Annotated in this window: 14 protein-coding genes and 1 pseudogene; 6 read left to right on the forward strand and 9 right to left on the reverse strand. The window is 38.1% G+C overall.

Annotated features, from left to right (window positions below; all coding sequences use genetic code 11):
• Window positions 1-3: 3 nt before the first annotated feature.
• From V7024_RS03850 to V7024_RS03875, 6 genes and pseudogenes are all read right to left on the reverse strand, one after another.
• The gene (locus V7024_RS03850; RefSeq protein ID WP_335515904.1) at window positions 4-618 is read right to left on the reverse strand and encodes a spore germination protein GerPC; all 615 of its coding nucleotides are present in this window, start codon (window positions 616-618) and stop codon (window positions 4-6) included.
• A gap of 61 nt (window positions 619-679) precedes the next feature.
• Window positions 680-886: a spore germination protein GerPB gene (locus V7024_RS03855; protein ID WP_098918548.1), complete on the reverse strand. Its 207-nt coding sequence runs from the start codon at window positions 884-886 to the stop codon at window positions 680-682.
• A gap of 16 nt (window positions 887-902) precedes the next feature.
• Window positions 903-1,124, reverse strand: coding sequence for a spore germination protein (locus V7024_RS03860; RefSeq protein WP_098918549.1), 222 nt, complete (start codon window positions 1,122-1,124; stop codon window positions 903-905).
• Between the two features lie 170 nt (window positions 1,125-1,294).
• On the reverse strand, window positions 1,295-2,281 hold the full coding sequence (locus V7024_RS03865) for an NAD(P)-dependent alcohol dehydrogenase (protein WP_335515912.1): 987 nt from the start codon (window positions 2,279-2,281) through the stop codon (window positions 1,295-1,297).
• A 66-nt stretch (window positions 2,282-2,347) separates the two neighbouring features.
• Window positions 2,348-2,482 (reverse strand): annotated as a pseudogene (locus V7024_RS03870) (IS1595 family transposase); the annotation flags it as partial.
• A gap of 105 nt (window positions 2,483-2,587) precedes the next feature.
• On the reverse strand, window positions 2,588-2,767 hold the full coding sequence (locus tag V7024_RS03875) for an aspartyl-phosphate phosphatase Spo0E family protein (RefSeq protein ID WP_335515915.1): 180 nt from the start codon (window positions 2,765-2,767) through the stop codon (window positions 2,588-2,590).
• Window positions 2,768-2,981: 214 nt separating this feature from the next.
• Between V7024_RS03875 and V7024_RS03880 the strand changes: the two genes are divergently transcribed.
• Complete coding sequence (locus V7024_RS03880; protein ID WP_335515918.1) at window positions 2,982-3,908, forward strand: fumarylacetoacetate hydrolase family protein; 927 nt, start codon at window positions 2,982-2,984, stop codon at window positions 3,906-3,908.
• The gene (locus tag V7024_RS03885) at window positions 3,895-4,389 is read left to right on the forward strand and encodes an HXXEE domain-containing protein (RefSeq protein WP_335515921.1); all 495 of its coding nucleotides are present in this window, start codon (window positions 3,895-3,897) and stop codon (window positions 4,387-4,389) included. Before V7024_RS03880 ends, V7024_RS03885 begins: the two co-directional genes overlap by 14 nt.
• 41 nt (window positions 4,390-4,430) lie before the next feature.
• On the opposite strand, the gene V7024_RS03890 is transcribed toward V7024_RS03885, so the two are convergent.
• Window positions 4,431-5,621, reverse strand: a complete 1,191-nt coding sequence (locus V7024_RS03890; RefSeq protein ID WP_335515923.1) for an ornithine--oxo-acid transaminase — start codon at window positions 5,619-5,621, stop codon at window positions 4,431-4,433.
• Between the two features lie 153 nt (window positions 5,622-5,774).
• On the opposite strand from V7024_RS03890, the gene V7024_RS03895 reads away from it, so the two are divergent.
• A complete protein-coding gene (locus V7024_RS03895; RefSeq protein ID WP_306195225.1) occupies window positions 5,775-6,128 on the forward strand; it encodes a YisL family protein in 354 nt (117 codons plus the stop codon).
• A 51-nt stretch (window positions 6,129-6,179) separates the two neighbouring features.
• Here V7024_RS03895 and V7024_RS03900 read toward each other — a convergent pair whose 3' ends face one another.
• Window positions 6,180-6,731: a DUF2777 domain-containing protein gene (locus V7024_RS03900; protein WP_335515930.1), complete on the reverse strand. Its 552-nt coding sequence runs from the start codon at window positions 6,729-6,731 to the stop codon at window positions 6,180-6,182.
• Window positions 6,732-6,871: 140 nt separating this feature from the next.
• Here V7024_RS03900 and asnB point away from each other — a divergent pair, with 140 nt between their 5' ends.
• Both asnB and V7024_RS03910 read left to right on the forward strand, forming a co-directional pair.
• Window positions 6,872-8,719, forward strand: coding sequence for an asparagine synthase (glutamine-hydrolyzing) (gene asnB / locus V7024_RS03905; protein WP_335515933.1), 1,848 nt, complete (start codon window positions 6,872-6,874; stop codon window positions 8,717-8,719).
• A gap of 199 nt (window positions 8,720-8,918) precedes the next feature.
• The gene (locus V7024_RS03910; protein WP_335515936.1) at window positions 8,919-9,170 is read left to right on the forward strand and encodes a hypothetical protein; all 252 of its coding nucleotides are present in this window, start codon (window positions 8,919-8,921) and stop codon (window positions 9,168-9,170) included.
• 75 nt (window positions 9,171-9,245) lie between these two features.
• On the opposite strand, the gene V7024_RS03915 is transcribed toward V7024_RS03910, so the two are convergent.
• Window positions 9,246-10,529: an ammonium transporter gene (locus V7024_RS03915; RefSeq protein WP_335515940.1), complete on the reverse strand. Its 1,284-nt coding sequence runs from the start codon at window positions 10,527-10,529 to the stop codon at window positions 9,246-9,248.
• A gap of 220 nt (window positions 10,530-10,749) precedes the next feature.
• On the opposite strand from V7024_RS03915, the gene V7024_RS03920 reads away from it, so the two are divergent.
• On the forward strand, window positions 10,750-12,093 hold the full coding sequence (locus V7024_RS03920; protein ID WP_335515943.1) for an alpha-amylase family glycosyl hydrolase: 1,344 nt from the start codon (window positions 10,750-10,752) through the stop codon (window positions 12,091-12,093).
• Window positions 12,094-12,262: the final 169 nt, after the last annotated feature.

Below are 12,262 nucleotides of genomic sequence, written 5' to 3' on the forward strand. Positions count from 1 at the left end.
CATTTACTCCTTTCGGAAGTTACGCGGTATATGCTGAATAAAGGAAAGAAATGCTTTATCGATATCTTGTTTCATTGCTTGGATAATGACATCTTTCATATACTGTGGATTAGATGTAATTTCTGGATGCGGCTGTACTTGAGATAAATAGTATGGAAGACGGTGTTCCATTTGTTGCTTTATATCATCGATCATCATTTGACGGTACATATCGTCAAGAGGTGTTCGTTCTTCTTGTTCAAAGTGAAGAATTCGACTATATGCTTCTTCGTCTAAATAGCGATGCATTTCTTGAATGATGTCTTGATAAAAATCGGGATTCATCTGGGTTTCGGGATTTACTTTTATTGTTTCGGTGTCCACATTAAAGTCTTCAATCATTTCTCCGCTACTCGTAAATGGATTTAAACCAATATTTAATGTACCATTTAAATTTTCGACTTTTAGCTGATCAAATTTATATTCGACTTTTCCAATGGAAGAGGATGGACGCTGTTTCAGTTCTTCTATTTGCTCTGTTAGCTGCGCTAGTTGTGTTTCTAGAGCATTTATTTTTTCTTGTTGTTGTTGAATGAATTGTTGCATTTGCTGTAAATAAGTATATAGATCTTGACTCACTGCTAGAAGCCTCCTTTTCGATCTGGAGGGTGTATTGGTATATGTCTATGATATTAGTACGTTAAGAAGAACTAGGCGGAGGGGAAATAGAAATAATTTGTCCCTGAGCTGTTAGCGGTGGGGTTGGTTGTGTAAATCCGCCTGTATTAGAAAACTTTGATAATGTTTTAATACTGCCGGCACTTCCGATTTGAAAGACAGATGAAGTTGTAATACTATCTACCCTTAAATTGTTAATGATAATACTTTGATGTACAAAGAGTTTCAATTTCTATTCCCCTCCTTTAATAAGTAGCAGTGATTGGCTGATCGATAACATCATTATCATTTACATTTGTCGTACTTTCGTAATTATATACAGATACATTATCTCCAACATTAAAAGACCCCGCTCCTGCAAATGCACGGGAATAACTAATAGGACGAATAGCAAATACATCACCAATGTGCAATACACCGCTTGATCCGATATTAACAATATTAATGTGTCCAACCATTGCAGGCATAGAAAACACCTTTCATATGAAAAATTTTTGTATTTGTCCCTTTTTAATCCGAATGTCTATGATGGGAGTTTTACTCTATTATTGTATGGGCGTCTGGGCAAATATGTGTCTGTTATTTAAAAAATAAAGGCTCTTTTTGTAAAGATTGTTGCTATGGAAGTTTCAGTTTATCAGGACTTGTTGTTAGGTTCTACATTTATGATGACATTTCCCTTCTTGTGTCCTTTCTCTACATATCTATGAGCTTCAACGATCTCTTCAAACTCATAGTACCTATCAATGACCACCTTTAACTTCCCCATCTCAACAAGTTCTTTAAGGAAGTGCAGCGCTTCTGAAGTTTCAGGTGGATTTCGGCTCAATAAGAATTTTTTGCTGCTTGTCAATTTAGTCCATAGCATTTGACCACTTGGTAGCGGTTCAGTGATATTTATATAGGTGCCGTCCTTCCTTAACAGTTTCATACAAGCTGAAAAGGAACTTTTGTTCACCGCTTCAAAGATAACATCGTACGTCTCGTCTGTCCTAGAAAAATCTTCTGTTGTATAATCAATTACCTGATCGGCTCCTAGAGATTTGACCAATTCCAAATTCGTGCTACTGCATACTCCTGTAACGTTTGCTCCGAAATGCTTGGCAATCTGAACAGCATAACTTCCTACACTTCCTGAAGCACCATAAACTAAAACCCTTTGGCCGCTCTGAATATTAGCTTTTCTAAGAAAATACAACGCTGTGCGTGCTCCAATTGGAATGGCAGCAGCTTCTGCATAAGTTATATTGGAAGGTTTAATAGATATAGGACCATCTTCCGGCAGACACTTATACTCGGCATATGCACCGAAACCCACCAGAGATGCAGCAAAAACCTGGTCGCCTTCCTTAAACCTTTTGACATCTTTCCCAACTGACTCAACTTCTCCAGCTAACTCCATCCCTAATATCTCTTGTTTGGGTTGTCTGAAACCAAGTGTTATTCGGGCAGGCAGCCAAAAAGCGGGAGGAACTGTAAAACTTCGTGACCGAATATCTGCTACTGTTACGGTGGTCGCTTTTACTTTTACTAAAATTTCATTTTCTTTAGGAATAGGTTTTTCTACCTCTTTCAGTTGAAGAACGTCAGGGGGACCGTACTTTGTGTACACAATTGCTTTCATTTATCCACCTCTAATTCGTTATATTCATTAATATGATACGTCTGTTACAAATAAATAGACCAATGGTTCACTCTCGGCAATACCTTTTAATTGACTGTGGCCTAACAACCTAACAGCGTTAAGAATCTTATGCCGCCGGTAAAAGGCAGTAGAGCTATGAATTTCTAATACAGCAGCGATTTTGGGTAAAGTGTATCCGTCATATCATTAAGCCTTTTGCCACATTCATACCGCCATCTAGATCTCTAGTGATATTGATAAAAAACTACAATATATAAAATAATAGACAAAATAAAAAACGTGCACTTAGTGGGAGTGCACGTCTGTATGTTGAGTTGGCATATCATCTATTTGTATGAGTAATATAACATTTAAGAGCCTGTCCAGCTCTTGACTACAACTAACTGTTTTGTGAGATGTCATTCCGTATCGTTTGGCCAAGTATTTCATTTTTTCGCGTTTTTTTTCAATCGCTTGCTCAAACATAGAATCGGCTCCGTCTCCTTATAGATTTTAGGTGTGTCTGTAGTACATATTATACAAACTTTCCATAAAAAAGAAACGTATTCGCTAAAAGAAGAAGGAATTCTACATATTTTGGCAAAAAAATTTTTCGATTGTGTGAATAATAGAAAGAATATTGTAAATTAAAAATATTTTTGGGAGGATTTTTGTTAATAGGTACGAATACAATTACAGTATGAATTTGAAGATGGGATGTGGAAACGTGCGGTTTGTGACAGCAAAAACAGATGAAAAAGTGTTTGTTGGTGTTGTAGACGAAACATCACAAACGGTGTTGCATGTAAGGGAAGCACAGAGGAAAAAAGGAGAAAAAGTTACGATTCCTATTACAATGTTAGAGTGCATTGAACAAGGAGAATCTTTTATTACGAAAGTAAATGAGATTGTCGAATGGGCGAAAGAACATGGTAAAGGTGCTTATTATTCATTATCGGAAGTTAAGTTATTGGCTCCTATTCCAAGACCGAGAAAAAATATTCTTTGTGTTGGGAAAAACTATCGTGAGCATGTAATCGAAATGGACAAAGAGGGAACCATTCCAGAAGATCTTATTATTTTTACAAAGGCTCCAACAACTGTAATTGGCGATGGGGATAAAATTTATAGTCATCCGCATGCGACAAGTGAGCTTGATTATGAAGGAGAGCTTGCAATTGTAATCGGCAAGCGTGGAAAGGAAATTCAAAAAGAAGAAGCCTTTCATTACGTGTTTGGTTATACGATTATAAATGATGTTACAGCCAGAGATATTCAAAAGAAACATAAGCAATTTTTCCTTGGAAAAAGTTTTGACACGTTTTGTCCAATGGGACCTGCTATTGTGCATCACTCAATGATTGCGAATCCGAATGATCTTCATATTGAAACGAAGGTGAATGGGGAAGTACGCCAATCTTCTTCAACGGCAAACATGATATTTTCCATTGAAGAAATGATCTCAATTGTAAGTAAAGGGATGACGTTAGAACCAGGAGATATTATTGCAACTGGGACACCGGCCGGAGTTGGAAAAGGGTTTCACCCACCGCGATTTTTACATGCTGGTGATGAGGTTGTTGTTACTGTAGAAGATGTTGGAACGCTTCGTAATGGTGTCAAATAATACGAAGCGTTCTCCATACTTCTGGTTTATCCCAATTATTTTTGCTTTGCATAATGCAGAAGAGTATTATTTTTTTCCGGAAATGAAGTATTTCCGCCCGGTTCAAATGGAAGAGAATATGCTGCAATCCAAGCATTTTTTCATAGCATTACTTATATTAACTGTTTTTGTGTGCGGGGTTGTGCTTATACACAATTTGTTTTTGAAGAAGATTACGTTATATATGGTGTTGTTTACACAGGCCATGATTTTTATGAATGGGATTGTTCATCTTGTAGGGGCAATCTTAAAGAGAGGGTATGTGCCTGGACTTGGTACAGCTTTATTTTTAGTCATTCCTTTTTCATTGTTTTTGTTTTGGAAAGGAAGGGTATGTAGTTGGTGGAAATGGAAGCATGTGTGGATATCATGTATCATCGGTATTTTGCTCATGTTTCCTATTCTAGCTAGTCTGTTGTATATTGTTAAAACCATTGCATAGCAAAAAGAAGGTTGCCTTTTAATGGGCAACCTTCTTTAATATTAAGATAATACTTCTTTAATTTTTTCGAATGCCCATTGTAAATCTTCTTCAGAAATAACAAGAGGCGGAGCAATGCGGATTACATTTTCGTGTGTTTCTTTACATAGTAAACCAGCTGCTTTTAATTGTTCACAGTAAGGGCGTGCAGATTCATTTAATTCGATACCGATAAATAATCCTCTTCCGCGTACATCTGTAATCATTGGATTGTCAATTTCGCGTAATTGATTTAACAGCTTTTCTCCTAATTGTAAAGAGCGTTCTGTTAATTTTTCTTCTAATAGTACTTCTAGAGAAGCAAGAGAAACTGCACAAGCTAGCGGGTTACCACCGAATGTAGAACCGTGAGAGCCTGGCTCAAATACGCCTAAAATTTCGCGGCTTGCAGCAACGCAAGAAATTGGGAATACACCGCCGCCTAGCGCTTTTCCAAGGATGTACATATCAGGAATAACATTGTCCCAATCACATGCAAATAATTTTCCAGTACGGCCTAAGCCTGTTTGGATTTCATCTGCGATAAATAATACATTTTCTTCTTTACATACATTGTATGCTTCTTGTAAGAATCCTGCTGGTGGAATGTTAATACCAGCTTCGCCTTGGATTGGCTCTAAAATAAAGGCAGCTGTATTTGGTGTAATTGCTCCTTTTAATGCTTCGATGTCGCCGTAAGGAATAACAACAATACCTGGAAGCATTGGTCCAAATCCACGTTTATATTCCTCATTGGATGACATGGATACAGCACCCATTGTGCGGCCATGGAAGTTATCCGCGCAGACAATAATTTCAGCTTTATTGTCTTCTACTTTTTTCACATCATATGCCCAGCGTCTTGCTGTTTTGATAGCGGTTTCAACAGCTTCCGCACCTGTATTCATTGGTAAAATCATTTCTTTATTAGTTAATTTCGCAACTTTTTCATACCAAGGACCTAATTGATCGCTGTGGAATGCACGTGATGTTAATGTAACACGCCCAGCTTGGTCGATAAGTGCTTGAATAATTTTTGGATGGCGATGACCTTGGTTTACAGCAGAATATGCACTAAGCATGTCCATATAACGGTTGCCTTCTGGATCTTCTACCCAAACACCTTCAGCTTTCGCAATTACGATTGGAAGTGGATGGTAGTTATGTGCGCCGTAAGTTTCTGTTAATTCGATAATGTCCTTTGTTTGAATCATGCTAGCTCCCCCTTTTGTTTTTACAAGAAGTTTGTAAATACTCTAAATATTATATCATTTAAGTAACAAAAAAGCGAAATATTTCCTGAAAAGAAATGGACGTGGTATCATATAAAGTGAAAAAGTTTGGGAAAAGAGGAGGAAGAAATTTATATGGTACATATGCACATTACGGCATGGGCGCTTGGGATTATTTTGTTTTTTGTGGCATATTCGATGTATACGAGTGGAAAACAGGCAAAAGGCATGCACATGGTAGTTCGCTTGTTGTATATCTTAATTATTGCATCAGGGTTATTAATTTATAAGGACGTCCACTGGATGCCTATGATGTATGGGATTAAAATGCTTGTTGGCATCTGGGTAATTGCTTCAATGGAAATGGTTCTTGTGAAAGCAAGTAAACAGAAAGCAACAGGGGCGTTTTGGGCTCAATTTGTTATTATGTTTGTAGTTGTATTATATCTTGGTTTACGATTACCGCTAGGATTTTCGCCATTTGCTTAAACAAAGAAGCACTTTACCTCGCTTATAGAACGAGATAAAGTGCTTTTGTTTTTACATTTCAATGTGTAATTCATCCCCATCCGCTTTTGTCATTTTAAATAGGTCCTTATTATTTGTAGAGTAGCGGACATAATGATGATGGAGGGCACAAATTAGTTCTTCATTATCAAATAAGAGAATGTTAACGCCTTCGCATGAATGGTCTTTTGGCTGGAATGATAAAAAATTGTGAGCATAGATGCAGTCGTATAGAGAGTAGCCTAGTGATTGTAAAGCTTCCGTGACAAGTGAAAAGGATGAATCTGAAAGCTCTTCTATCCACTCATGATAGCTTGTCAGCAACTTTTTTCGAATGCGAATGGTTTCGCCGTTTTGCAGCGGATGATGTTCATTTGCTACTTGCAAAATATTATGTTCATAAAAACGAGCGGGTAACCAATTGTTGTTATATAAAATCTCAAATCCATCTTCAATCATATCTTCTAGTAAAAAAGCTTCATCGCTTTCTTCGTCAAAAAATACCCATTCTTCGTTTATATATTCAACATTTCCAGTTGTATGAGCACGCGGTTGACTATACAAAATATGTTTACGCTGTTTCATTCGTGTTCGCTCCTTTATATTGAAGTTTCTGTTCTTGTTATAGACAGTTCGGTCTTTCTTTATAACAAAGGCACATAGAATTTAAATTGGGCATAGAATAAAAACAGACTGCGGATATGAGATGAGAAAGGGTGATCGCAATGTGTGGCATTACAGGGTGGGTTGATTATACAAAAGTGTTATTACAAGAAAAAGAAGCAATAACAAAGATGGCAGAAACGCTCGCAAAAAGAGGTCCGGATGACACGAACGTTTGGCTTCGGAATCATGTTGCTTTTGGCCATAAACGGTTAATAGTTGTTGATCCAGAAGGCGGTAGACAACCGATGGTGCGGGAGAAAAGAGAAGAACGTTACGCCATTTGCTATAACGGCGAACTATATAATACAGAAGATATTCGGAAAGAATTACTGCAAAGAGGTTATACGTTTAAGGGGCATTCTGATACAGAAGTGTTGCTCGCTTCTTATGTGGAATGGAAAGAACAGTGCGTAAATCATTTAAATGGTATTTATGCATTTGCTGTATGGGATGAACAGGAAGAAAAAGTTTTTATTGCGCGTGATCGATTAGGAGTAAAGCCGCTCTTTTATAAACATGATGCTGGGCGCTTATTGTTTGGTTCAGAATTAAAAGCGATTTTAGCTCATCCTAATGTGAAGGCAGAGATTACGACAGAGGGATTAGCAGAAGTATTTGGATTAGGTCCGTCTCGAACTCCTGGGTATGGCATATTTGCTGGAATTGATGAATTGCGCCCAGGTCATGCGCTTACGTTTTCAAAAGATGGTTTAAAAGTTTGGCGCTACTGGAATGTTGTGAGCGAAGAGCACACACATAATTTTGAAGAAACGGTAGAACAAGTTCGTTTTTTATTGCAAGATGCCATTACAAGGCAGTTAGTATCGGATGTTCCCCTATGTACATTTTTATCGGGCGGCGTCGATTCTAGCGCGATTACCGCATTTGCAGCGATGGCGTATGAGCGGGAAGGGAAAGGGAAGCTTCATACGTATTCGATTGATTATGAAGATAACGAAAAATATTTCAAATCAAATGCATTTCAGCCAAATTCAGATGCTCCGTTTATTACGTTAATGACAAATACATTTGATACGATCCATCACCGCTGTGTAATTTCTAACGAAAGTTTAGCAAAACATTTAACGGAAGCTGTCATTGTTCGTGACTTGCCGGGGATGGCAGATATCGATTCCTCATTACTATGGTTTTGCCGAGAAATTAAACAAGATTTTGTCGTAAGCTTATCAGGGGAATGCGCTGATGAAATTTTTGGTGGTTATCCGTGGTTTTACCGCGAGGATGATTTGCAATCTAGTGCGTTTCCATGGATGCGCTCAACAGAGGCTCGTGAACAATTGTTAAAAACAGAGTGGCGTAAAAAACTAAATTTACAAGAGTATGTTCAATATCGCTATGAAGAATCAGTGCGTGAAACCCCGGCGTTAGAAGGAGAAAGTGCATTAGATACAAAAAGAAGACAATTATTTTATTTAAATATGATTTGGTTTATGACAACGTTGCTTGATCGAAAAGATCGAATGAGTATGGGAGCTAGCTTAGAAGTGCGTGTGCCATTTGCTGATCACCGCCTTGTCGAATATGCGTGGAATATTCCTTGGGAAATGAAAATGTATAAAAACCGCGAAAAAGGTCTATTGCGCAAGGCGTTAGAAGGTGTCTTGCCAAATGATGTGTTGTATAGAAAGAAAAGTCCATACCCAAAAACGCATAATCCATACTACACGAAGGCTGTCACATCATGGCTACAAGAGCTATTAACAGATAAACAGTCCATTCTCCATGAGTTATTTGATAACGAACAGTTGCATGGATTAATTGAATCAGGCGGCAGTGCATTTCAAACGCCTTGGTTTGGGCAGCTTATGACAGGACCGCAGCTGTTGGCGCATTTAGGGCAAATTCATGTTTGGTTTAAAGAGTATGGGATTGATATTAAAGAATAAAGGGAACCTTCCGTCGGTATGATTGTATTTAACACTGATGGAAGGTTTATGAATAGTTCGTTTATAAATAAAGATTGATAGCAGATAGGGAATATGTGGTAAAATATTCATAGGATAGGCATCGCTATAGTGGCTATTTATAAACTTTGAAAACCCTTGCCGTATTTTTCGAAATACATGAAAAGGAAGGTGCCGAAATATGAATAAAAACCATGTATGGTTGGCTTTGCTTTTAAGTTTCTTAGCGATAGGGCCGTTTAGGTGGTTTTTTCCCTTTTCTTCATTATTCTTCGATATTCTCTATGATTTAACAAAGTTCACTTTGTATTTCTTAGCAATACTATTAATACTTCGCTTGTTACAATATTTAAAAGATAAATCAAGCAATGAAAAACAAATGATTGAACTTCTGAAAGAAATTAAGAATGCAGTGGAACGTAAAGAAAAATAAGTTTTCGATATTAAAATGAGAAAGCTCAGAGTTTTTTGCTCTGAGCTTTTTGGTTTAATTTTGTTCAATCATAACCTACCTCGGTGAATTGTAACCCCCTTGGTGGTCTAACTTCCCATCAAACATATCCCCAAGTGATTCGATTTGCTCATATGCTCTTTCGCCGTGAAGGGAAAGATCGAGGCCCATTTTCTCTTCATGTTCATGCGCACGAACTGGGAGGAATAAACTGATTCCTTTAATGATTGCATATGTCATAATAGCTGTAAATGCATAGGTCGCTCCAATGGCAAGGAGTTGTTTCCAAAGAAGTGCAGCGTTTCCGTAAAATAGTCCATCTGCACCTGCGCTATTAACGGATGTTGTAGCGAAAAGTCCTGTTGCAATGCCGCCCCAAGTTCCGCCAATACCGTGACAACCGAAGGCATCGAGCGCGTCGTCGTAACCGAGCTTATGTTTTAAGAAATAGACTGCTAAAAAGCAAAGTGCACCGCCGATTGCGCCGATAATAAGAGCGGAGAGTGGTGTTACGAACCCGCAAGATGGTGTAATGGCAACGAGACCAGAAACGGCCCCACAAGCGGCACCGAGTACAGTTGGTTTTGTTTGGAAAAACCATTCCGCCAGCATCCATGTGAGTGCGGAAGCAGCAGCAGCAGTATTTGTATTAATAAAAGCGGCGAGTGCAACGTCATTTAACGTTAATGTACTACCGACGTTAAAACCGAACCAGCCAAACCATAATAACCCTGCTCCTAGAATTGTAAATGGTAAATGATGCGGTGAAGAGTCGTGAGCATCTTTTCGCTTTCCGAGGAAAATAGCTAATACGAGACCAGCCACACCGGATGTAATATGAACAACATTTCCCCCTGCGAAATCGAGTGCACCGAGTTCGCGAAGCCATCCGCCAATGCCCCAAACCCAATGAGCAACGGGGTCATATACAAGTGTCGTCCAAAGTAAGATGAAGATAAGAAAAGCGGAAAACCGCATTCGTTCTGCGAATGCACCGGAAATTAAAGCAGGAGTTAAAATTGCGAACATAAGTTGAAACATCATAAATAAGTTATGCGGAATTGTCGCGCTGTAGGCTTCATTTGGTGTGAACGTAACATGTTGTAGACCGAACCAATCAAAATTACCGATAAGCCCATTCCAATCAGGACCGAATGCTAAAGAATAACCGATGAAAATCCATTGAATAGACACGATCGCCATCGCACTATAACTGTGCATCGTTGTACTAAGTACATTTTTACTGCGAACCATTCCCCCGTAAAATAAAGCAAGCCCAGGTGTCATAATCATCACCATGACAGTAGCTAAAAAAACAAATACTGTATCCTCCATATGCATCGTTTTCCCTCCTGTTATGTTATATAAACTAACATCAGATAATATATTTAGTATCATATTCAAAAAAATACAATAAATCAACAGATTTTTCTAAAAATTTAATTTTTAATGTAAGGAAATATAACATGGAAAACTTCTGTGTAATCGAAATGCGTTAGTATACGAGAGGGGTTTAAATTGTTATACTTTTCTTATAATTAGAAAAGTTGGGGGAAGCAATGTGAAGAGGGAGTTAGGACAATATTTTCTATGTTTCATATGTCTATTGTTTGTATTTCAATTACCAGTTCATGTGTCGGCTGAGGAAACAAGGCCGTGGGAAGATGAAATTGTGTATTCTATTATGATCGATCGTTTTAATAATGGCGATTCAAAAAATGATAAAGGGATTGATACGAATCGTTTAGAAGCATATCAAGGAGGAGATATACATGGGATTATAAAACGACTTGATTATATAAAAGAGATGGGCTTTACTGCTATATTGTTGTCACCACCCACTGCAAGTAGTAGTTATGATGGGTATTATCCAACTGATATAACGAAAATGAATGAACATTTTGGCACGATGAAGGACATGCAGCAACTCGTCCAAGAGGCGCACGAGCGAGATATGAAAGTAATGCTTGAATTTGTGGTGAATAATGAAGAGCAAACGGGCACGATTGAATATGCGAAACAATGGATTAAGCAGACGGATATAGATGGTTATCATTTGATACATAACGAGAATATTCCGAAGTCAGTTTTGAATGAAGTGATTGCATCTGCACAAAGTGTAAAACAACATTTTTTTGTAATAACGGATACGCAAATGGAAGGAGCAAAAGGAGTACTGAATCAAACTTATCAAGAGCGCATGACAGACGTATTTGCAAAGCCGAATATTTCTGTAAAGTCATTGTATGATGTGACGAAAAGCGGCGGTGACCGTTTGGAAGGAATGTTTGTAGATAATAGCCAAACGGAGCGTTTTGTTAGAAAAGCAAAAGAAAATAAATATTATCCACCGGCCCGCTTGAAATTAGCGCTAGTTTATTTATACACATCACCTGGCATTCCGTTTGTATACTATGGTACTGAAATTGCATTAGATGGAGGAGATGTACCTGATAATCGCCGTTTAATGGATTTTAAATCAGATGAGAAGTTTTTGCGGTATATAGGGAAATTAGGAGAACTTCGCAAAACATTACCATCACTTCGTTACGGAACATTTGAATTATTAAATGATAAAGATGGTATGAGCATAATAAAGCGCAAGTATAAAGGTGAAACAACACTTATCACGATAAATAACACAACGGAAACACAAAAGGTGGAACTTGCTGCAAATGAATTTGGGAAAGATCATGAACTGCGCGGATTGTTAGAAGATGATAGGGTGCGAGAAGAGAATGGAAAATATTACATCGTGCTGAAAAGAGAAACTGCGAATGTATATGCGCTTGCCGAAAAATCAGGATGGAACTGGTCGTTTATTGCTGCTTTAATAGGTGTAAATGTGTTATTTATTATCTTCCTTGTATTGATAAAGAAACGAAAAGGAACGGAATCCTATTGAAAAATAAAAGAAACTGACCAAAAGGTGGATTTTGGTCAGCTCTTTTTATCCCGCTATTCGTGGGCAATAATACTCCCGCCTCAAACTTCAGCGAAAGCATTGTCTAGCTCTAGCGGTTAGAATCTCCGGCCGTTGCGCCCCCTCGGACGAGGCAAAAAGCGCCTCTCTG

The sequence above is a fragment of the Bacillus sp. JJ864 genome (assembly GCF_036963045.1).
Classification (GTDB): Bacteria; Bacillota; Bacilli; order Bacillales; family Bacillaceae_G; genus Bacillus_A; species Bacillus_A pseudomycoides_C.

Bases quoted from the DNA above. Each gene is read 5' to 3' on its own strand.
- V7024_RS03860 (WP_098918549.1), bottom strand. From the start codon at position 1,124: ATGCCTGCAATGGTTGGACACATTAATATTGTTAATATCGGATCAAGC.
- V7024_RS03865 (WP_335515912.1), bottom strand. From the start codon at position 2,281: ATGAAAGCAATTGTGTACACAAAGTACGGTCCCCCTGACGTTCTTCAA.
- V7024_RS03875 (WP_335515915.1), bottom strand. From the start codon at position 2,767: ATGTTTGAGCAAGCGATTGAAAAAAAACGCGAAAAAATGAAATACTTG.
- V7024_RS03880 (WP_335515918.1), top strand. From the start codon at position 2,982: ATGAATTTGAAGATGGGATGTGGAAACGTGCGGTTTGTGACAGCAAAA.
- V7024_RS03885 (WP_335515921.1), top strand. From the start codon at position 3,895: ATGGTGTCAAATAATACGAAGCGTTCTCCATACTTCTGGTTTATCCCA.
- V7024_RS03890 (WP_335515923.1), bottom strand. From the start codon at position 5,621: ATGATTCAAACAAAGGACATTATCGAATTAACAGAAACTTACGGCGCA.
- V7024_RS03895 (WP_306195225.1), top strand. From the start codon at position 5,775: ATGGTACATATGCACATTACGGCATGGGCGCTTGGGATTATTTTGTTT.
- V7024_RS03900 (WP_335515930.1), bottom strand. From the start codon at position 6,731: ATGAAACAGCGTAAACATATTTTGTATAGTCAACCGCGTGCTCATACA.
- asnB (WP_335515933.1), top strand. From the start codon at position 6,872: ATGTGTGGCATTACAGGGTGGGTTGATTATACAAAAGTGTTATTACAA.
- V7024_RS03910 (WP_335515936.1), top strand. From the start codon at position 8,919: ATGAATAAAAACCATGTATGGTTGGCTTTGCTTTTAAGTTTCTTAGCG.
- V7024_RS03915 (WP_335515940.1), bottom strand. From the start codon at position 10,529: ATGCATATGGAGGATACAGTATTTGTTTTTTTAGCTACTGTCATGGTG.